We start from the raw sequence: 18926 nt of genomic DNA on the forward strand, positions 1-18926 counted from the left end.
TGTTTATTGCGAGCCATGCTGTTCATTCCTAAGCTGGATTATTGAATGCGTGTATCTTTTATTTCTGTGTGACCGCCATAATCATTGATGAATGTAAATGACAGATTATTGGCCGCAGACGCGCCGGCAGGTAACGCAATACGCAGAGAAGCCATCGGTTTCACCATATCGGCTTCGGTTTTCCAGGTTTTTCCGCCGCTGCCTTTGAGGGTTAGCACCCCAAAAGTGACGTGCAATGGTCCGTTGTTGGTGACCACAAGGTCATTGCCCTGTTTGCGCCAGGTGAGCGCTTCAGCTTCTTTCAGAAGCGTTGTTTTCACCGTGGTTGGGCGATAAAAGAGTTTCACGCGAGTACGAACCGCAATTTGCAGTACGTTTTCTTGTTTGGCCGAAGGGGGTATTTCCTGAACGTTAATCCAGTAAACGGATTCGCGGTCGCCAGGCAGGCCGTTGCCGGAGTAAATAAAGCGCAGAATAGCGTCTTTATTTCCTGCCAGTTTCAAAATGGGCGGAATAACCTGCATGGGTAAATTAGCTGGCGTTTTGCTGGCATCGCCATTATCAAGCCAGGTCTGCACCATCCAGGTTTCATCGGTGTCATTGTGAATAGATAAGGCGGCAGACTTTTGGTTGCCGTTATAAATAACCCGAGTCTCTCCGACCTGAATACCCGCAGAGGCCTGTAAAGATATAAGAAGTAATAATGATGCCAGTCGCTTTTTCATTTACTCAATCCAATTAATCACGCAGACCATCCGTGGTCCAGATTCCACATTCCGTGGCTTATTTGTATTCGATGGTAAAAGTGGCATTTGCGTTTGCAGGACCAGCTTGTACGGTATCGAAAGATTTGTAGCGCGCTTTCAGGTTGAAAGTGGCAGTACCATCAGCCGCGATAGTGACCCACGGGCTGTTAGCATCAGCGGACTGGTTAACAGGGATGATTTGCTCGTTGTTATCAAGAACTTCGATACCAACACCATCAGCCAGACTGGTATCTTTAGCTGGGTTAACAGTCAGCAGGTTTGAGTGACCGGCAACAGTCTGGCCATCAAAACGCAGGGAGTAATCGCCAGCTTCACATTTTTCAAGCTGAATGGTGAATGCTTTAGAAGCCGTTACGTCACCGACGTTGGTAAATGCAGTTGTTGGGTATTTACCAATGAAAACTTGTTTATCCTGGTCGCCAGAAACGACGTTACAGGTGGATTTCACGATCTCACCGGTGAATTCAACCTTGCCATTTACTGCATAGGCATTCATTGCTGTTGCTGACAGGATTAGTGCAGCGGCAGGCAGTAAAATCTTCTTCATTGTGACTCCATGTACTGATTAGAAAATAACTATTAGGAGGCAAATAAAAGCCTCTGGTTATTAATGGGATTGCTCTATCGACAACGTCCGGTTGGACTGATTGGGCGAGGGAAATTTACACCAGGAATTTACATAGATTGATTGTTTTCACGACTTAATAAACAGAAATTAATAGATTGTTACATTTGCTGGAGAGGTGAATTTGTGATCAGCCAGGGGCTATATTTTGGTGCGCAATGAGAAGCAAAATGGTTACTTGTTGTTTTAATTAAGTAATTTTTTGGTTTTACAGTCTTACATTCTGTATTTTTCGCTGGCAGCAACACGATCAATCAATCATGACAGACAACTGAGACACTTAATCTTAGGATTTGTTTTATTTTGGATTTTTATGCTACATTTAATGCCAACAGAGTTATAAGCTTACCATGATATTATTAACGCAAGGCTACTATTACACTGAGGTAATAGTTGATTATATTTCCAGTGGGAAATTAATGACTTTGCAGATACAACCATTGTTATTAAATAGCGCTGAGTTACGTCACTCCGCCATGTTCAGATAACAATTTTATTCCCCCCCATTAGCAAACTGTTAGCACTTTGATATTCGTATCAGAAGGATAATTACAAAATGGAAGACGCCTACGTCAAACAGGATATGTTTGAAATCATTGCGATTATGCGTGAGGCAGTAAAAAAGGGAAGCCGTGTCGATGTCCATGATAAAACAGGGGTCATTGCCAGCCGTATTCAGAAAATAGATTCCGCAGGGTTCTTTATCCCGTGGGATGAAGAATTGGCGAAAAAGCGCAATGCTTTGAATTTTGTTATCCAGGATGACAACGGCAAATACGATTTTAAAACGGCAAAAGCAAAAGCCGTTATCGTTAATAACGTCAATTGTTTATACGTCTGTTTTCCCGTAAGCGTCAAAGTGACGCAACGACGAATGCATTCGCGTTTAACCCTGGCAAACAAACATAACTTTCAGTGCTACGGCAAGTTTAATGATGGGCGTAAATACCACTACAGAATTAAGGATATTTCCCACGGTGGTTGTGCACTGATTGTTGAAAATGATGAGCATATTAATTCACTTTGCGGCACTACATTACGCAATGTTGAATTTGATTTTAATGATATAGGCACACTGGTTTCTAATCTTCACGTGATCAACGTAGAGCCAATAATAGAAACCGACGAGGATGAGAGCTATCGTGACGTCGTTCATCTCTCCTGCCAGTTCAAGCGAATGACGGAAAGTACGCTGCGAAAACTGGACAATATCATTGTTAAATTACTCCTTGAAGAGAAACGACTGCACCGATTATAAGGCGGCCGCTGGCTTTTCGTTTTTAAAGAGAAATAACACCGATGAAAAGTATTATCGTCTGGAGCGCCATGGATTTCATGGGGGCGGGCCTTCATTCAGCCATTACCGAATCAGGACTGGAGCCTGTCTTTGTAAGCACGACGGCAGAGCTGGAATTTGTGCTGGAGGCAGATCCCACCGTACCGTTGCTGATTAGCCTGCTGGACAGCAGTTATTCCCCCACAGAAAAAATCCTCTGGCTTAATCACCATGTGGAAGATGTGAAGGGAAAACAGATTGCGTTGCTGTTGAAACACCAGCACAAATCACTGATACCGGAACTGTTGCTGCAGCATGTTCAGATGGTTGCCGACAATGCCAGGCTGGCGCAGCTGCATTTAACGCTGCTACAAATGGTGATGAACCCAGGCATTGTTAGCTCCCGATCAACGGAGCGCGGTAAGCTGACGCAGATGGAAAAGAGCATTCTGCGGTTGCTGCTTGAGGGTTCAGATATTCGCCACGTGTCGCAGCAGCTGGCCATCAACTACAAAACTGCGCAGTGCCATAAGATGAACGCTGTACGCAAACTAGGGTTTCGCAACAGCGCTCAGCTTTATCAAAACCTCAGCGGATTCCGTTCGTTTATATTCTAAGGCTGCGGGCGCAAGGGCGTTTCACAGGGTTCCTTCCCTGCCCTTTTGCTTGCGGCTTCCAGCGCAATTATCAACGATTATGTCGGTGAACCCGGCAGGCTAAAACCGCTGTTCGCTTGCAATCCCATATGGCAATACATGGCGCATGCGGCACTTAATATCGACATCGCAATAGCCGCGCCACTCCCTTCTCCGAGGCGTAAATCCAGATAGAGATACGGCTTTAAGTTAAGGTGTTCTAATGCGCGTTGCGCGCCTTTTTCTGCCGAAAAATGTGAAGGGATACAATAGCTTTTGACTTCAGGTGCAATCTGGCAAGCCGCGATGGCCGCCGCGTAGGAGAGAAAACCGTCCAACACCACCGGAAGACCACACGCCCCCGCGCCAAGAATGACGCCCGTCATCCCCACCAAATCATATCCGCCGACTTTCGCCAACACATCCACCGCATCATTGCCGTCAGGTCGATTAACGTGGATCGCCTTTCTCACAATAGACTCTTTGTGCTGTAACTGATCGAGTGGGAGGTTTGCCCCGATTCCCACCACATCGTGAGGATCACAATCGCTAAAGACGCTGATCATCGCCGAGGCGGGTGTGGTATTCGCAATACCCAGTTCACCGACACCAAAGATAGACACGCCTTCACCCGCACGCTTTTTCACCAACTGCGCGCAGGCCAGCAGCAGTTGTTCAGCGTCCTGGCGCGACATGGCTGGCCCCTGCGCAATATTGCCGCAACCGCGTGCCAGTTTAAGGCTCACCATATCCGCGATGGGTTCACAATCAATGCCGATATCTACCGGCAAAACAGACGTCTGGCTGTTTTTAGCCAGCACGCACACGCCGGTCAGCCCTTTCTGCATATTCAGCGCCTGAATATAGGTGACCTCTTTTGGTGTGACGGCCACACCTTCATCAAACACACCGTGATCGGCGCACATCACGATGATCTCTTTTTGCAGATTATCCAGATGGCTCAGACCCCGCATACCCGCCAGTTGAGTGGCCATCACTTCCAGGCGTCCAAGACTTTTTGCCGGCTTTGCTAAACTTTCAATATAGTCAGCCGCTTGCGCCATTTTTTGTTTATCAAGCGGCCTGATGCTTGCCACTAAATCCGTTAATGTTTGCACCGTTATTATCCTCAATTGTTTAACGCGTCATTCAAACCCACAGCAATGCCAGCAGAAAAACCAGTTCACCCACTTCTTCCGAGGCACCCAATGTGTCACCGGTTTGCCCCCCTAACTGACGGCGGAAAAATGACGCGACGCCATAAACCACACAATAAGTCACCAGAATGGCGATAAGCCCCCGCGATCCGGCGAGTAACACCACCAGCAGCGCCCCAATAATCAAGGTTGTTGCTGCCTGAAAGCCGCTAATCTGGCCGATGTAAATATTGCCCATTCCTTCACCGGCGCGGGCATAGCGTTGTCTGTACATCGCCAGCACCATGGCAGACCTGGCGGCCACCGGCGCGCAAATCAACAGAGCGAAAAGTTCTTTAACGGGATAATGCGAAAGAGAAACAACGGCGAACGTTTTGATGAGGATACAGAAGACCAACGCCAGGCCACCGTGCGTTCCCAGGCGGCTGTCGCGCATAATTTCCAGCATGCGCTCGCGGCTACGGGCAGAAAAAAGACCGTCGCAGGTGTCTGCCAGCCCATCCAGGTGAAACCCGCCGGTCAGAAAAGCGAGTGCCAAAACATAGGTCAGCGCGCCAATATAAATGCCGCCCCCGCTCTGGCTGACAAGCAGCGAAACGAACGCGGCAATCCCGCCGACAATACAGCCCACAATGGGAAAATAAGGCACGCCCTTGCCATACTGGCTGAACTCAACGCCGTCAGCCCACTTTTCTGGCACCGGAATGCGGGTAATAAATCGCATCGTCGCGACCAGCATGTTTAGCGACATTTGATTTTTACCCCTATCCCCGACACCACCCACCACACCTCTTCTGCCGCCTGCGCCAGCTTTTGATTTACCCTGCCGGAGATATCCACAAAATGGCGCGCGAGGCGATTGGACGGCGTGATGCTCATGCCCAGTTCGTTAGTCACAATGAAGATCGGGGCTGAAGACTGTTGGCATGCCGCGATGAGGTCGTCAATCTGACGGTACAAGAATGCTTCCAGAGCAGGAAAATCCAGAGTTTCAGGGTCAGCGCCTCCGCTTTCTTCATAAAGCAGATTTGAAAGCATTGTGGTGATGCACTCCAGCATCACGCCTTCTCCAGGCTGCAAATGGTGGCGAATCACGTCGCCCACATCGCGGAACCCTTCCCAGGTACGCCAGTGTTCTGGCCGTTGCGCTTGATGTTTCGCCACGCGCAATGCCATCTCGTCATCCGTAACCAGAGAGGTGGCAATGTATAAAACATGGTCACAACTCTGAGCGGCCAGCCGTTCTGTATGGGCGCTTTTTCCGCTGCGTGCGCCCCCCGTGACCAGAATCATTCCGTTGCCTCCTGGTGTTCACGCATGACGTTATAAATTTTTTCTATATCAATGTTTTGCCGCATGGCGGCTGCCAGAAGATCAAACTGTTGGGCTTTGTAACTCGCGTAATCCACTGTGTTTGTCAGCGCGGCTAATCCCTTCCTCGCCCGAAGACCATCCACCACCGCCCGCGTAAAGGCGTTGCTGTCGAATAATCCATGCAGATAAGTACCAAAAACCAGCCCATCATCGCTGACCGCGCCGTCAGCCACCGTCCCGCCGTTTTTTTCCAGCGACAACGCCGGACGACAACCCGACGTTAAACGCGTTTCCCCCATGTGGATTTCATAGCCGCGTACCGTAATCCCCGACGCCTGCGCCAGCCAACCGGGCAATGAAGCTGCGATTTCAGCCGTCACCTGGGTGGTGGTTTTGCTGCTGGCAAATTGGGTCACAGTATTGAGCAACCCCAGCCCCGGTAATGTGCCAAGCCCGGATTCCACTTCGTCGATGATGGTATCGCCCAGCATCTGGTAACCTCCGCAAATCCCGATCATCGGCACGCCGCATCGATGTAACTCCAGCACTTTCTGGGCCAGCCCGTGCTCCTGCATCCAGGTCAAATCGCCAAGGGTGTTTTTGCTGCCCGGCAAAATAACCAGGTCCACACCGTCCAGATCTTCAGGATGGCGAACATATCGCACCCGCACATCCGGTTGCGCCGCCAGCGCATTGAAATCCGTAAAGTTGGATATGTGCGGCAATTGCACCACGGCAATGTCGATATCGCGCTTTTCGGTGCGCAGATATTTACCCCGCTGGAGCGCCACGCCGTCTTCATCTTCCAGATCGACATCCAGCCACGGCATCACCCCCAACACCGGGACCCCCGTTAACGACTCAATCTGTTCAATCCCAGGGTTAAGCAACGCCACGTCACCCCGGAATTTATTAATGATGACGCCTTTTACGCGCCAGCGTTCGTGCTCCTGCAACAGCGCCAGCGTGCCGTAAATAGAGGCGAAAACGCCGCCACGATCGATATCCGCCACCAGGATAACCGGGCATCCTGCCATTTCCGCCATCCCCATATTGACGATATCGCGGTCGCGCAAATTGATCTCCGCCGGGCTACCCGCCCCCTCCAGCACCAGCACGTCATACTCCTGCGCAAGGCTGTTATAAGCCGCCGTCACCTGTTCGCGCAGGCGCGGTTTGTACTCGTGGTAACTGACAGCATCCATGTTGCAGGCCACCTGCCCCATCAGCACCACCTGCGCCTTGCTATCGCTGGTAGGCTTCAGCAACACCGGATTCATTCGCACATCCGGCACAACTCCCGCCGCTTCGGCCTGGAATATTTGCGCCCGCCCCATCTCTTTACCTTCCGGCGTGATGCCGGAATTCAGCGCCATGTTCTGCGATTTAAACGGTGCGGTTCGCCATCCATCCTGATGGAAAATACGGCAAAGCCCCGCGGCCAGAACACTTTTCCCGACATCAGATGCCGTTCCCTGTAGCATGATTGCCCGCTTCATGACGCCTCCTGAATATATGTCGCCCGCATCCGGGCAAAAAAATCCGCCTCATTTTTACAAAGCGGCAATCCCAGCTCGAGGTGCAACTTGACCAACCATGGCTGCGTTAACCCCGCTTGCTGAATACAGGTATGACGAGAAAAGACCGCCTCCGGCGTCCCTTCAGCCAAAACCTCACCGTGGTTGAGCACATACACCGCGTCGCTCACCTCGTAAATCAAATCGATGTCGTGGCTGGAGATCACCACATGGTTGCCCTGAGCGACGATGCGCCGAATGATTTCAATCATTTGCATGCGCCCTGACGGGTCCAGCCCCGCCGTCGGCTCGTCCAGTAACAGATATTTCGCCTGGAGTACCAATGCGCCCGCAATGGCGACACGTTTCTTCTGCCCATGGCTCAGGCACTGAATCGGCTGATGACGGAAGGCGTGCGCGTCGACCAGCGTCAACGCTTCCTCTACCCGCCGCGCAATTTCTGCTTCATCTATCCCGAGATTGCGCAGCGCGAACGCAATGTCGCTGTCGATATCGGTGTAGAAAATCTGCTGTTCCGGGTCCTGGAAAACGGTGGTGACTTGCTGTCGTAGCGCCAGTAAACCGCGTTTGCTGTAATCCAGCGGTTTTCCCTGCCACAGCACCGCCCCTTTTTGCGGCTTCAGAATGCCGCTCAGGTTCATAAATAATGTCGATTTTCCGCAACCGTTCGCCCCCACTAACCCGGTGACCGAATGGCGTGAGAAATCCAGCGAAACACCTTTGAGTACCGGCTCATCCTGGTAGCGGAACCAGAGAGATTCAGTGGCTAGCATGATGCTCCTTACAGGTGAAAATCACCCTGATACAATTTGATATCCAGCACCGTCACCATTTGCTGATAACGCATCAACACGCGGGTGAGAAGCAGTCCGACCAGCATCGCAAACGATCGGTATCCCTGCGGCAGACGGCGATAACCAAAGCGCAACGTCTGAGCGCGATGGATAGCCAGCGCCTCCTCCAGCAAAATAAAAATAAAGCGCCATGTCAGTAGAATTTGTTCGGTCATTAAACGTGGCACCCGCGCCCGTTGCAGCAACACAATCAATTGCGGAAAAGGCAGATTCAGTACCAGCCAGAAGGTTGACGCCAGCGCCGCGAGGCTGCGCCAGAAGGTGGCATTCGCCACCAGCAAGCCGTCATGACTGATACCAACCCAGACGCTGCCCACCGGCACGCTCCATAGCAGCGCCCCAGGTTGGTGGCTGATACTGAAAAGGATGGTGACAACCCCCACCAGCAAAAAACCAAAAGGCAGCGCCATCCAACGGCACCAACGCCTGAGCGAAATGCGCAGTAACCAGCAGGTTAGCGCCGCCACCAGCGCCAGCAGACAAGCCTGGCCGGACGGCGGCAGGACAAACGCCAGCACCATCATCGCCAGCCACAGCCAGAACTTGCGGACAGGTGAAACGTGATACCAGCGGCTCTGATAGCTGATTCGGTCAAGCCCGGTCAGTTGCACGTTGTCTCCCTTTCCAGTAACCGAAAATGTAGAAAATCACCGCCGTGCCCAAAGCGCCCTGCAAGGTAAACAGTAAACTTTCTATTTCGCCGCTTGCGGGTTCATACAGCGGCTGGAACCACGGTGTGTAATTCGGGGCGATGATTTGAATCTGGCTTTCTGCTTCACCATCGGAACCGCCATACTCGCCATTGTGGTCAACGAAGAAGGGCAGTATCACCAGCGCAATGACCATCCCGAGCAAAATAATTGTCTTTTTCATCGTTAGTGCCCCTCTACCGTTATCAACCGACGTTTCGTTATTTGGTCGTAGATCAATACGGTCAGTAGCCCTTCAGCTATCGCGATCGGGATCTGCGTCAAACAGAAAATACTCATAAACTTGAGAGTCGATCCCATCATGCCCGCCTCCGAGTCCGGGAACGCGACCCCCAGCTGTACCGACGTCACAAAATAGGTGGTCAAGTCCGCCAGCATGGCGCATAAGAAGACGCCGACATCACGACGCAACCCTGCACGGCAAGCCAGTTTCCACACCAGATAACCCACAACCGGCCCCATCACCGCCATCGATATTCCGTTAGCGCCAAGCGTCGTCAAACCGCCGTGAGCTAATAGCAGAGCCTGGAACAACAGCACCACCGCGCCGAGGATAGCCACCACACCCGGCCCGAATAAAATTACCGCCAACCCAACGCCCGTGGGATGCGAGCAACTCCCGGTTACCGACGGAATTTTCAGCGCCGACAAGACGAAAACAAATGCGCCGCACAGCGCCAGCAGAACTTTCTGATGGCTGTCCTCGGCCACAATCTGACGTAAACGCACCAGGCCGTACCACAGACAAGGTAAAAAGAGCAGCCACCAGGCCAGCGCCCACATCGGCGGTAAAAAACCTTCCATAATGTGCATCGCAAACGCCTGCTCTGGCACAACCATCAGCAATAGCGCCGCTGCCAGGCCGCTGAACGAGAGCTGTTTAAGCTGTTTTTCGAGTATCATTTTCTTTCTCTGCCCCACTGTTTATTAATCAGAATGGTTGAGAAGTACGGCAGTGGGTTCTCGTCATCTATGGCGCTCAGTTCCCGCCAGCACTGCTCCCCCGGTAGCGTGGCTTCCGCCATCATCAAGGCGCAATCCAGCAAATTCGCTTCTTGCAGAAGACATTTAATGCGCGCAAAGCGACCATACACTTTCATTAATACCAGGCTGTCATGCTGCTCCAGCGCCCGGCGAATCTCCGCTTCTGGCGCAGTACAGGAAATCACGGCCAGCGATTGCGTCTCCATCGCCAGCGGCGTTGCAGAACGTGAAGCAATCGCGGAAAAAGAGGTCACGCCGGGGATGATTTCCAGCCAGTCAGGATTCTGTAACCGCTTGAGCAAAAAGACCCAGGTGCTGAACAACATGGCATCGCCGAGGGTTATAAAGCCGACCCGTTTTCCTGCCTCGACATCGCTTTGCAGTTCGGCGGCAACCGCATCCCACACTTCCTCTTTTTCAGCACTGTCAGCGCTCATTGGGAAATGACGGCAACAGACTTGCGTGTGCTCACCCAGATATTCACGGACGATGGAAAGGGCCAGGCTATCGCCGCCTTTACGCCCGGCTGGGGCATACACCACATCCAGCGTGGCCAGTACGCGTGATGCCCGCACGGTGATTAAGTCGCTTGCCCCAGGTCCGGTGCTGATTGCATAGAGTTTTCCCGTCATGCTGCCTCCTTCATTGCGCTTTTAATTGCCTGCTGCAAATGTGCGACAAACATCGCACGCACCGCCGGGTTCTCACCCAACCCCTGCAACCACGGTGTAGCCGGGATCCCTGCGGCGCAGAATTGAGATTTCCACGAATCGGCTTCGTCAGAAGCCATGTCGTTGATGGCGTGATCGCCAGCCACCAGCATTAACGGCATCAGGTGTACTGCCCGAACGCCTTCGGCAAGCATGTTGTCAATCAGTTGGCTCACTTCCGGGTAACTTTCTACCGCGCCCACTCTCGCGAGGATCTGTTGCGCTTTCATCATGTGATCAAGACAGGCGTAAGCGGCGAACGCGTGATGGCTGGCGCCATGGCCCATAAACACCACTTCTTCCCGTTCACCCAGCGCGGGCATTTGCTGGCGCAGTGCCGCCATGAGCGTCGAATAGTCATCGAAACTGCTGAGCAAAGGCGCGCCAATCACCAGCTTTGAAAACAAGGGCCGCATGATCTGCACTTCATGGACGATTTTTTCATACTCATCGCCGTTGATGATGTGCAACGACTGGATCGCCACGTCCTGATACCCAAGATCGGCAAGCTTTCGAAGCGCCTGCATCGGCGTATCAATAGAGATACCATCACGCTGTTTTAACTTTCGGATGATCATCCCTGAGGTGTAAGCACGGAACAGATCGCGATCGGGAACACTGGCAGCCAGATCGCGTTCACACGCCACAATATTTTTTTCACCGGTGTCGTGGTAGCTGGTGCCAAAACTCACGACAAGAAGCGCTTTTTTCATCGTTTAATCCTTTTGTTTCAGCCAGCGTGACAAACGTTGTGAAAATGCCGTCTGGCTTTCCAGTAATTCAGAACCCTGCACCAGGGGTGCCGGGCGCATAATGACAATGCAGGGGATCCCTGCTTCCAGGCAGGGTTGAACTTTCTCCAGGAATCCGCCTTCCGCGCCTGATGCTTTCGTGATTACCAGGTCTGCCCGACACTGTTGGTAAAAGGCGGCATTGAATTCGGCACTGAAAGGGCCGCACAGCGCGAAGATTTGATTCACGCCAAATCCCAGGTCAGCGCACTGTTGCAGCACCTCCGCGACCGGTAGCACACGGGCCATCAGCGTTTTTCCCGCCAGCCCTGCGCGCCAGGCGGCAAGGTCTTTGCTCCCGGTCGTCAGCAAAATGCGCTCACCCAAGGTCGCGGCAACCTGGCAGGCCTCATCGATGCTCTTAACGCAATAAAGCAGTGGATGTTCCACTTCAGCACGTTGCTCTGGCCGCTGGTATCGGCTTAACAGCACACCGGTTTCCCGGCAGGCGCGCACCAGGTTTTCGCTGACAACTTCCGCGTATGGGTGTGAGGCATCAATCACCCAGCTCGTGCCCTGTTTACGCAACCAGGCGGTCATTTGTTGATAATCCATGCGCCCACCGCGCACCGCTCCGGCGATGTCTCCCGCGAGGTGTTCGCCCGTCGGTGTCGCGACCGACAGGGTGTACGCAACCCCTGCGTCATCCAGTTGTCGGCATAGCGCTCGGGCATCGCTCGTGCCCCCGACGACTAACACATCGCCGAATTTCACAACGTGTAACCTCGTGGGGTAATCATCAGCCCTTGCTCGACATAGGTCGCCTGATTGCCCACGATGACCAGGCTGGTCATATCCACGGATTCAAAATCCATCTCGCCCAGTGTGGTGACCCATTTCTCTTGTTTTTTGCGCCCGGCAGCCTTCACTACGCCAACAGGGGTTTGCGAGCGTTTGCTGCTGGATAACAGTTCAAAGGCACGGGCCAGATGCCCTTCACGGCCACGACTGCGTGGGTTGTAGAAACAGATGACGAAATCGGCTTCGCCCGCAGCGATGATGCGTTTTTCGATAACCGGCCAGGGGGTCAGCAGATCGCTCAGGCTGATGTGACAAAAATCGTGCATTAACGGTGCGCCGAGCAAAGAAGCGGCGGCGATGCTGGCCGTCATTCCCGGAATCAGCCGCACTTCCACATCCAGCTTCTGTTTGGTGACCAGCTCAAGCACCAACCCTGCCATACCATAGATACCCGCATCGCCACTGCTGATTAGCGCCACGTTGTGTCCGTTTTGCGCCAGCTCAATCGCGGCCTGACAGCGTTCAATTTCCTTGCACATCCCTGTTTTGATCACCTGCTTATCGCCGGTGAAAGCCTTCACCAGATGGGTATAAGTTTTATAACCCACCACGATCTCGGCAGACTGCAACGCTTCCACGGCTTCGACGGTCATCATTGCCTGCGAGCCAGGGCCAATCCCAATTACGCTTAACATCAGTGTGAAACTCCCAGTGTGATTAACTCAGGCTTTACGGTATTCATGGCTGAAATCCGCTGCATAAAGCCGCGAATAATGGAACTCTTCGCCGAGGAACGCGCCGACCAGAATCAGCGCGGTTTTGCGAATGCCCGCGTCACGGACTTTGTCGCCAATATCCGCCAGGGTGCCGCGCACGGTCATGCTTTCCGGCCAGGTCGCCTTATAGACAACCGCGACTGGCGTCGAAGCGGGATATCCGCCCTCAATCAGCCTTTCGGCAACGCGGTGGATGCGTTGAACGGAGAGGTAAATCGCCATGGATGTCTGGTGGCTGGCAAACAATTCAATCTGCTCAAGCGGCGGCACTGGCGTGCGCCCTTCCAGACGCGTGATGATCAGGCTTTGCGACACTTCAGGCACCGTGTACTCCACGCCCAGCTCCGCCGCCGCGCCCAGGAAAGCACTGACGCCCGGCACCACTTGCCACGGGATCCCACGGCTCGCCAGCACTTCGCCTTGTTCGCGAACTGACCCGTAGAGCGACACATCGCCGGTTTGCAGGCGGACGACCGTTTTACCGGCTTTAATCCCTTCTTCCATCAGGTCGATAATTTGTGTCAGGTGCAGCTCTGCGCTGTCGTGGCACTCTGTTTCTTTCGAGCAATATTCCAGTAGCTCAGTGTTGATGAGCGACCCGGCGTAAATCACCACCTGCGCTTCTTGCAGCAAGCGGTAGCCTTTGAGCGTAATCAGTTCACGGTCACCGGGCCCCGCGCCAACAAACCAGACGCAATGGGGATCAAAAGTCTTAGCCATGATTTTTTTCCTTCTGGCAGGAAATCATAAAAGTGGGGTTATTGGGTTTGAAGTAATGCCCGTTCCCCAGTGTGGTTAACTCGGAAATCTGCAACTGAAGGCAATCAAAATCGTGAATGCCGCGGGATGAGAGATGATGAAGTGCGGCGGTAAGGTTCTCCTGAAGGATAAACGTCAGCACCAGACGCCCCTCCGGGCAGAGCTGGTTCAACGCCCAGTCAATTAACTGCGTCAGATTGCCGCCGCTGCCGCCGATAAAAATAGCGTCGGCTTTTTCCCCCAGCGCCAGCGGGGCTTCACCGGCGATAATCTCAATATTTCGGCAATCAAAATGGCGGCGATTTTCCGCCAGCAGTGTCAGCGCCGCGGGGTTTCGTTCAATTGCCGTCACCCGAAGTTCTGGGTGGCTGAGCGCGGCTTCAATCGAGACACTGCCCGTGCCTGCGCCAACATCGATAAAATGGCTGGCCCGATGGAGATCCAGCCTGGCGAGTGCCAACGTCCGCACCACTTCCTTCGTCATCGGGACTTTTGCCCCGCGTAAAAACAGCTCATCTTTCATTGAGGATCACCAGGACATTCATGTCGTACTCAGCTCGGACATCACAGGCGCGGAGCCGGTGGATGCGTTCATTTTCCATCGCCAGGTTTTCACCGATCACCAGCCAGCGTTGCCCGGCCCCTCTGGCGTTAAGCTCAGCGGCAATTTCTCGTGGGCCACACAATTTATCTGTCACCATCGCCACTTTGTGCTGACGAATCAGCGCATCGAAATCGACAGTTCTGCCGTGGCTGCTGGTCAACCAAATGTCATTCATATCAATGCCGGTTTTGGCGCACAGATATTGCACCGCGCTGATCCCGGGGATCACCTGCACGCGCTCAATACCGAAATGCGCGACCAACCGGGTGCCAATGCCATAAAACAGCGGATCGCCGGAAGCCAACACCACCACACGGTGCGATAAATGGCGGTCAAGCCAGTCGAGTAAACCGGGGATATCGGCGTCAAGTTCACGCGTTTCGCCGCAGAAATCAGGGAACTGCGCCAGATGGCGCTTCCCACCAACCAGAAACTCAGCCTCAGCGACAGCCTGCCGGGCAACAGGCGTCATCAGATGCAGGCCCGCAGGCCCCATCCCCACAACCGTCAGCATTGCAATTCCTCCGCGATGTCCTGCAACGGGCGATTACTGCCCAGCAGTTGATTATCAAAAGAGAACATCACGGCATCACAAACTGGCGGATGGTTGGTAAAGCGCAGCGTCTGGGCAACACGCAGACAAATGCGTTCGGCAAGGTAGTTATAGATGTGCTGAAAACCCCAGGCGTCGATGTGCTCTTGCGCCGCCTCGGTGGTGTCGCATTGGCTGACGGCGGTCAGCAATTCGTAAGGCGCGTGAAGCAGGGCCAAGTGCGCGACCAGTGTTTCCATGCGGGCGTCGGCAATATGGCTATGGGTATGAAATATCCCGGCTGCGACCTTGATAAGTTTCCCCGGATGCCCGACCAGCACGATGTGGCGGAATCCCAGGCGCACCGCTTCCGAAATCATGTAACCCACAAAGTTGCTCATGGTGACGATGGACTGGCTATCCACCCCAAGCTGTTCGCGTACAAAACGTTCGCCATGATTACCAGGCACCATCACGATGCGATCCAGCCCAGCAGCGCGCTTCAGCTCCAGTTCCAGCGCCAGTGAACGCTTCCAGCTCTCTTCTGACATCGGGGTCACTATGCCCGTGGTGCCGATAATGGAGATCCCGCCGATCACACCCAGGCGCGCGTTATAGGTTTTTTGCGCCCGGATCTCCCCTTCGGGGGCGAAGATCTCCACACTCGCGCCACGCGATGGCCCAATCACTTCACGTACGGCTGACTCGATCGTCTGGCGAGGTGTCCGGTTGATAGCAGCGCTTCCGACCGGCAAGCCGATGCCTTTGCGCGTGACTTTTCCTACACCTTCGCCACCGCAAAGGGTTATCTCACCAGAATCATTCAGCGCGACTCGGGCGAAAATCAGCATGCCGTGCGTGGCGTCAATATCATCACCACCGTCTTTACGGATGGCGGCATGGGCTTGCTGTCCTTCGATTTGCGGCGATTCAACATTCAGACACAGCGCCACGCCGGAAGGCGTAGTAATAGAAACCTGATGAATCAGGTGCTGGCGCAGGACCATCAACGCCGCGACTTTTGCTGCCGCCGTCGCGCAGGAGCCGGTGGTATACCCTTTGCGTAACGCTTTGCCGTTATGCCACACCGGCGCATCGAAGGAGTCGCTCATCACGCCTCCCGCATGTGGTACAGCATGGCGTTGACGATGGCGGCCGCGACGTTGCTTCCCCCCTTGCGCCCGCGCGCCGCAATGGCTGGCAGATGGCTGGTCGTGAGCGCCTCTTTTGACTCCTCCGCACCGACGAACCCCACCGGAACACCAACCACGCCGCGAACCGGGGTATCCTTTTCCAGCAAGCGAAACAATGCGGTTGGGGCGTTACCAAAAACAAAGACCTTCTCGCCTTCCTCTTCCAGCGCCAGATCCACCGCGGCCATGGAACGCGTTATCCCATGCTCTTTCGCCTGGCGCACAACGTGGGGATCGCTGATATAGCAACGGCACTCGCCACCGAAACTGGCCAACAGCGATTTATTGATCCCGGAGAGCGCCATGGTGGTGTCCGTATAAACCGTACAGCCACTGCGCAGCGCGGCGCAAAGACTGTCGAGCGCATGCTCGGAAAACCATAAGATATCCAGCCAGTCGAAATCTGCCGTGGTATGGATGACCCTTTTAATCACCGCTTCATGCAGCTCACTGGCAAAACGGTATTCCGGCCGGGTTTCCCGCACGATCTCGCCGATAATCTCGAAACTTTTGGTTTCAATCGCTTGTGGTTGTTGTATGTAATTCATCATATTTCCCTCAGAAAGCCCCAGACCAGATAATCCGCACCAGCGCAAACAGCATCAGCGCCAACGTGGAAGCCACCCACATCAATTGAATCGTTCCTGAAATATCGTCAACGGCTATCTCGCGGGAAGCGTCCCCGAGCCAGGGTTTGTCAATCCGTTGCCCAAAGTATTCATTCGGCCCGCCCAGACGAATACCTAACGCCCCCGCCACCGTGGCCTCAGACCAGCCGCAGTTGGGGCTGCTGTGGTTATAGCGATCGCGCCAACCAATACGCAGCGCGTTCACGGCATTTTTCCGGCACAGCCACGCGGCAAGGCTCAGTAACAACCAGCTGATACGCGCCGGAATGAAGTTGGCAAGGTCGTCCATTCGCGCACTGACTTTGCCAATCGCACGGTATTTTTCGTGTTTGTAGCCCACCATCGAATCCAGCGTATTGACGGCTTTATAGGCCATCGCCAGTGGCGCTCCGCCCAGCAGCAGAAAAAACAGCGGCGCAATCACGCCATCCACGGTGTTCTCCGCGACGGTTTCCACCACGGCACGATTGATTTGCGGCATGTGCAGTTGAGAAGTGTCCCGCCCGACTATCCAGGCGAGTTTTTTGCGGCTTTCTTCAAGGTTGCCCGCACGTAACGGCTGCTCAACGTCACGCGCGGCGTCATCCAGACTGCGGGCGGCAAGCACCGTGAAAATCATCCAGACTTCGACAATCCATCCGAAAGCTGGGTGAATGGCATTGGCAATATGCAGCAGCCCCCACGCCACGCCCCACGTGATCCCTACGACGCTTAGCCACATCAAACCGCCGCCGATGGATAAGGCGGTTTCGCTGCGACAGCAGCGTCTGACGAGTCGTTGTACAAAGGTAATCAGCGCGCCAATCCAGCGCACCGGATGCGGCCAGTGGTGAGGATCGCCCAGCAGATAATCCAGAATCCACGCCACCGCCCAGGCCAGTAGAGTCATCTCGCCCTCCTGGCCGCGCAGATCCAGCGATTAAGCAGAGTGGGACGCTGGGCAAAATGAATATGCAGGTAGCTGGCGAAGGTATTTCCCACCTGCCAGCCACCCGACCACGTCTGAAGAACCGCGCCGTCGCGGGTTTTGCTGCTCGCCATGACCGCCGGGGTTTCCGGCGTAAAATCTGAATAATGAAACTCGTGGCCCCGCAGCGTTTCACCGGCGTCGGCCAGCAACGTTGGCACCAGCGCGCGGCTTTCGCAGTAGCCAAAGCGGGTTAGCTTTTTGCCCATCGCGCTATGGCCGGGGATGGCGCCGACCATCGGATAAGTCACGCCGTGGCTGTCTTGCAGTGAGCTTCCGAGGTACATCAGCCCGCCGCATTCGCCATAAATCGCCACGCCCTGTTGATGGGCGGCAAGGATTTGCGCGCGCATGGCATGATTTGCGGACAATTTTTGCGCGTAGAGTTCCGGGTAGCCGCCACCGAACCAGATCATCTGGCATTCCGGCAACTGGCTGTCATGCAGGGGGCTGAAGCGCACGATGCGTACGCCTGCGCGTTCAAGAAGGGCAATATTGTCGGCGTAGTAGAAGTTAAACGCCTCGTCATCCGCCAGTGCCAGCGTTAGTCCTTTGCCGCTATCTACTGACGGTAATTCAGGCCACGCTCCTGAAGGGAGCGCATCGCAGACGCTTAGTGCCAGAAGTTGGTCAATATCCAGCGTGTTTTCCAGCACGTTGGCAAAGTCTGTCCATGGCTGCGAATTGACTACGGACTCGCGTGCGGTCACCAGCCCCAGATGCCTTTCTGGTAGCGAAACCCCTTCCACGCGGGGAACGTAGCCCAACACAGGCACGTTGCAGTAGCGTTCAATCGCGCTTTTCAGTAGCTGATAATGGCTTTCGCTATTGACGCGGTTGACTATCACACCCGCCAGCGGCAACGCAGGATCAAAACGCTGAAACCCCATGACGGTCGCGGCAATCGAAGTCGAGACGGCTTTACCGTCGACCAGCAGAATGACCGGGCAGTTAAGCTGCTTTGCCATCCCCGCCGTGCTGCAATAATCAGGATCGGTGCCATAGCCATCGAACAGCCCCATCACGCCTTCAATCACCGCAATATCCGCATGCTGCATACGCTCAGCAAACAGGGCATTTAGCGTGAAGACGGGCAACATGAAGCGGTCAAGATTCAGGGAACATGTGCCGGTCACGGCGCTATGCCAGCCGGTATCAAGGTAGTCAGGCCCAACTTTGCAAGGCTGAACGCGCAATCCGCGCTGTTTGAGGAGGCTAAGCAAACCCAGCGTGACCGTGGTTTTTCCACATCCGCTGGAAGTGCCTGCAAGAATGAATGTCCGTTTCCTGACTGCCATACCCCAATCCTGTTCAGGGTGGTCGGGCTGTCAGGAAGTGCGGTTACCCGGTCTTTCGACCAGACG

The 18926-nt window shown here is 54.1% G+C and carries 23 protein-coding genes; 2 read left to right on the plus strand and 21 right to left on the minus strand.

The genetic code is table 11. From position 1 onward, the window contains the following. Positions 1 to 38: 38 nt before the first annotated feature. Positions 39 to 725, minus strand: a complete 687-nt coding sequence (locus tag BSPA111_RS06330; RefSeq protein ID WP_183270342.1) for a molecular chaperone — start codon at positions 723 to 725, stop codon at positions 39 to 41. A 58-nt stretch (positions 726 to 783) separates the two neighbouring features. Continuing rightward, positions 784 to 1314 carry a fimbrial protein gene (locus BSPA111_RS06335; RefSeq protein WP_183270343.1) on the minus strand — a complete coding sequence of 177 codons (531 nt, stop codon included), beginning with the start codon at positions 1312 to 1314 and terminating at the stop codon, positions 784 to 786. A gap of 634 nt (positions 1315 to 1948) precedes the next feature. On the opposite strand from BSPA111_RS06335, the gene BSPA111_RS06340 reads away from it, so the two are divergent. Next, positions 1949 to 2650 carry a flagellar brake protein gene (locus BSPA111_RS06340; protein ID WP_183270344.1) on the plus strand — a complete coding sequence of 234 codons (702 nt, stop codon included), beginning with the start codon at positions 1949 to 1951 and terminating at the stop codon, positions 2648 to 2650. A gap of 41 nt (positions 2651 to 2691) precedes the next feature. Further along, positions 2692 to 3285: a LuxR C-terminal-related transcriptional regulator gene (locus tag BSPA111_RS06345; RefSeq protein ID WP_183270345.1), complete on the plus strand. Its 594-nt coding sequence runs from the start codon at positions 2692 to 2694 to the stop codon at positions 3283 to 3285. 77 nt (positions 3286 to 3362) lie between these two features. Here the strand turns inward: BSPA111_RS06345 and cobT are convergent, their stop codons facing one another. Genes cobT through BSPA111_RS06440 form a run of 19 tightly spaced genes read right to left on the minus strand, consistent with a single transcriptional unit; the run spans position 3363 to position 18860 of the window. After that, positions 3363 to 4421, minus strand: coding sequence for a nicotinate-nucleotide--dimethylbenzimidazole phosphoribosyltransferase (gene cobT / locus BSPA111_RS06350; RefSeq protein WP_183270346.1), 1059 nt, complete (start codon positions 4419 to 4421; stop codon positions 3363 to 3365). Between the two features lie 31 nt (positions 4422 to 4452). After that, on the minus strand, positions 4453 to 5211 hold the full coding sequence (cobS, locus tag BSPA111_RS06355; RefSeq protein ID WP_183270347.1) for an adenosylcobinamide-GDP ribazoletransferase: 759 nt from the start codon (positions 5209 to 5211) through the stop codon (positions 4453 to 4455). Then, a complete protein-coding gene (gene cobU, locus BSPA111_RS06360; RefSeq protein ID WP_183270348.1) occupies positions 5202 to 5753 on the minus strand; it encodes a bifunctional adenosylcobinamide kinase/adenosylcobinamide-phosphate guanylyltransferase in 552 nt (183 codons plus the stop codon). Before cobU ends, cobS begins: the two co-directional genes overlap by 10 nt. Beyond that, positions 5750 to 7273, minus strand: a complete 1524-nt coding sequence (locus tag BSPA111_RS06365; protein ID WP_183270349.1) for a cobyric acid synthase — start codon at positions 7271 to 7273, stop codon at positions 5750 to 5752. Before BSPA111_RS06365 ends, cobU begins: the two co-directional genes overlap by 4 nt. After that, a complete protein-coding gene (locus BSPA111_RS06370) occupies positions 7270 to 8085 on the minus strand; it encodes an energy-coupling factor ABC transporter ATP-binding protein (protein WP_183270350.1) in 816 nt (271 codons plus the stop codon). The genes BSPA111_RS06365 and BSPA111_RS06370 overlap by 4 nt, the downstream gene beginning before the upstream one ends. A gap of 8 nt (positions 8086 to 8093) precedes the next feature. Continuing rightward, the gene (locus tag BSPA111_RS06375) at positions 8094 to 8771 is read right to left on the minus strand and encodes an energy-coupling factor ABC transporter transmembrane protein (RefSeq protein WP_183270859.1); all 678 of its coding nucleotides are present in this window, start codon (positions 8769 to 8771) and stop codon (positions 8094 to 8096) included. Then, positions 8758 to 9039, minus strand: coding sequence for an energy-coupling factor ABC transporter substrate-binding protein (locus BSPA111_RS06380; protein WP_183270351.1), 282 nt, complete (start codon positions 9037 to 9039; stop codon positions 8758 to 8760). The genes BSPA111_RS06375 and BSPA111_RS06380 overlap by 14 nt, the downstream gene beginning before the upstream one ends. A gap of 2 nt (positions 9040 to 9041) precedes the next feature. Next, the gene (gene cbiM / locus BSPA111_RS06385; protein ID WP_183270352.1) at positions 9042 to 9779 is read right to left on the minus strand and encodes a cobalt ECF transporter S component CbiM; all 738 of its coding nucleotides are present in this window, start codon (positions 9777 to 9779) and stop codon (positions 9042 to 9044) included. Beyond that, on the minus strand, positions 9776 to 10492 hold the full coding sequence (locus BSPA111_RS06390; protein WP_183270353.1) for a cobalt-factor II C(20)-methyltransferase: 717 nt from the start codon (positions 10490 to 10492) through the stop codon (positions 9776 to 9778). Before BSPA111_RS06390 ends, cbiM begins: the two co-directional genes overlap by 4 nt. Then, complete coding sequence (locus BSPA111_RS06395) at positions 10489 to 11283, minus strand: sirohydrochlorin cobaltochelatase (RefSeq protein ID WP_183270354.1); 795 nt, start codon at positions 11281 to 11283, stop codon at positions 10489 to 10491. The genes BSPA111_RS06390 and BSPA111_RS06395 overlap by 4 nt, the downstream gene beginning before the upstream one ends. Positions 11284 to 11286: 3 nt before the next feature. Then, a complete protein-coding gene (locus BSPA111_RS06400; RefSeq protein ID WP_183270355.1) occupies positions 11287 to 12075 on the minus strand; it encodes a cobalt-precorrin-6A reductase in 789 nt (262 codons plus the stop codon). Beyond that, positions 12072 to 12797, minus strand: a complete 726-nt coding sequence (locus tag BSPA111_RS06405; RefSeq protein WP_183270356.1) for a precorrin-3B C(17)-methyltransferase — start codon at positions 12795 to 12797, stop codon at positions 12072 to 12074. Before BSPA111_RS06405 ends, BSPA111_RS06400 begins: the two co-directional genes overlap by 4 nt. Before the next feature lie 27 nt (positions 12798 to 12824). After that, complete coding sequence (locus BSPA111_RS06410) at positions 12825 to 13598, minus strand: cobalt-precorrin-4 methyltransferase (RefSeq protein WP_183270357.1); 774 nt, start codon at positions 13596 to 13598, stop codon at positions 12825 to 12827. Beyond that, positions 13591 to 14160 carry a decarboxylating cobalt-precorrin-6B (C(15))-methyltransferase gene (locus BSPA111_RS06415; protein ID WP_183270358.1) on the minus strand — a complete coding sequence of 190 codons (570 nt, stop codon included), beginning with the start codon at positions 14158 to 14160 and terminating at the stop codon, positions 13591 to 13593. The genes BSPA111_RS06410 and BSPA111_RS06415 overlap by 8 nt, the downstream gene beginning before the upstream one ends. Continuing rightward, positions 14150 to 14755 (minus strand): precorrin-6y C5,15-methyltransferase (decarboxylating) subunit CbiE, encoded by a 606-nt coding sequence (gene cbiE, locus BSPA111_RS06420; protein ID WP_183270359.1) that lies wholly within the window; start codon positions 14753 to 14755, stop codon positions 14150 to 14152. The genes BSPA111_RS06415 and cbiE overlap by 11 nt, the downstream gene beginning before the upstream one ends. After that, the gene (cbiD, locus tag BSPA111_RS06425; protein ID WP_183270360.1) at positions 14749 to 15885 is read right to left on the minus strand and encodes a cobalt-precorrin-5B (C(1))-methyltransferase CbiD; all 1137 of its coding nucleotides are present in this window, start codon (positions 15883 to 15885) and stop codon (positions 14749 to 14751) included. Before cbiD ends, cbiE begins: the two co-directional genes overlap by 7 nt. After that, positions 15885 to 16514 (minus strand): cobalt-precorrin-8 methylmutase, encoded by a 630-nt coding sequence (locus BSPA111_RS06430; RefSeq protein ID WP_183270361.1) that lies wholly within the window; start codon positions 16512 to 16514, stop codon positions 15885 to 15887. The genes cbiD and BSPA111_RS06430 overlap by 1 nt, the downstream gene beginning before the upstream one ends. A 10-nt stretch (positions 16515 to 16524) precedes the next feature. Continuing rightward, complete coding sequence (gene cbiB, locus BSPA111_RS06435) at positions 16525 to 17484, minus strand: adenosylcobinamide-phosphate synthase CbiB (protein WP_183270362.1); 960 nt, start codon at positions 17482 to 17484, stop codon at positions 16525 to 16527. Beyond that, the gene (locus BSPA111_RS06440) at positions 17481 to 18860 is read right to left on the minus strand and encodes a cobyrinate a,c-diamide synthase (protein ID WP_183270363.1); all 1380 of its coding nucleotides are present in this window, start codon (positions 18858 to 18860) and stop codon (positions 17481 to 17483) included. Before BSPA111_RS06440 ends, cbiB begins: the two co-directional genes overlap by 4 nt. Between the last annotated feature and the right edge of the window lie 66 nt (positions 18861 to 18926).

Source organism: Buttiauxella sp. A111, from assembly GCF_014189855.1.
Lineage (GTDB): Bacteria > Pseudomonadota > Gammaproteobacteria > Enterobacterales > Enterobacteriaceae > Buttiauxella > Buttiauxella selenatireducens.

Bases quoted from the DNA above. Each gene is read 5' to 3' on its own strand.
- BSPA111_RS06330 (WP_183270342.1), bottom strand. From the start codon at position 725: ATGAAAAAGCGACTGGCATCATTATTACTTCTTATATCTTTACAGGCC.
- BSPA111_RS06335 (WP_183270343.1), bottom strand. From the start codon at position 1,314: ATGAAGAAGATTTTACTGCCTGCCGCTGCACTAATCCTGTCAGCAACA.
- BSPA111_RS06340 (WP_183270344.1), top strand. From the start codon at position 1,949: ATGGAAGACGCCTACGTCAAACAGGATATGTTTGAAATCATTGCGATT.
- BSPA111_RS06345 (WP_183270345.1), top strand. From the start codon at position 2,692: ATGAAAAGTATTATCGTCTGGAGCGCCATGGATTTCATGGGGGCGGGC.
- cobS (WP_183270347.1), bottom strand. From the start codon at position 5,211: ATGTCGCTAAACATGCTGGTCGCGACGATGCGATTTATTACCCGCATT.
- cobU (WP_183270348.1), bottom strand. From the start codon at position 5,753: ATGATTCTGGTCACGGGGGGCGCACGCAGCGGAAAAAGCGCCCATACA.
- BSPA111_RS06365 (WP_183270349.1), bottom strand. From the start codon at position 7,273: ATGAAGCGGGCAATCATGCTACAGGGAACGGCATCTGATGTCGGGAAA.
- BSPA111_RS06370 (WP_183270350.1), bottom strand. From the start codon at position 8,085: ATGCTAGCCACTGAATCTCTCTGGTTCCGCTACCAGGATGAGCCGGTA.
- BSPA111_RS06380 (WP_183270351.1), bottom strand. From the start codon at position 9,039: ATGAAAAAGACAATTATTTTGCTCGGGATGGTCATTGCGCTGGTGATA.
- cbiM (WP_183270352.1), bottom strand. From the start codon at position 9,779: ATGATACTCGAAAAACAGCTTAAACAGCTCTCGTTCAGCGGCCTGGCA.
- BSPA111_RS06390 (WP_183270353.1), bottom strand. From the start codon at position 10,492: ATGACGGGAAAACTCTATGCAATCAGCACCGGACCTGGGGCAAGCGAC.
- BSPA111_RS06395 (WP_183270354.1), bottom strand. From the start codon at position 11,283: ATGAAAAAAGCGCTTCTTGTCGTGAGTTTTGGCACCAGCTACCACGAC.
- BSPA111_RS06405 (WP_183270356.1), bottom strand. From the start codon at position 12,797: ATGTTAAGCGTAATTGGGATTGGCCCTGGCTCGCAGGCAATGATGACC.
- BSPA111_RS06410 (WP_183270357.1), bottom strand. From the start codon at position 13,598: ATGGCTAAGACTTTTGATCCCCATTGCGTCTGGTTTGTTGGCGCGGGG.
- BSPA111_RS06415 (WP_183270358.1), bottom strand. From the start codon at position 14,160: ATGAAAGATGAGCTGTTTTTACGCGGGGCAAAAGTCCCGATGACGAAG.
- cbiE (WP_183270359.1), bottom strand. From the start codon at position 14,755: ATGCTGACGGTTGTGGGGATGGGGCCTGCGGGCCTGCATCTGATGACG.
- cbiD (WP_183270360.1), bottom strand. From the start codon at position 15,885: ATGAGCGACTCCTTCGATGCGCCGGTGTGGCATAACGGCAAAGCGTTA.
- BSPA111_RS06430 (WP_183270361.1), bottom strand. From the start codon at position 16,514: ATGAATTACATACAACAACCACAAGCGATTGAAACCAAAAGTTTCGAG.
- cbiB (WP_183270362.1), bottom strand. From the start codon at position 17,484: ATGACTCTACTGGCCTGGGCGGTGGCGTGGATTCTGGATTATCTGCTG.
- BSPA111_RS06440 (WP_183270363.1), bottom strand. From the start codon at position 18,860: ATGGCAGTCAGGAAACGGACATTCATTCTTGCAGGCACTTCCAGCGGA.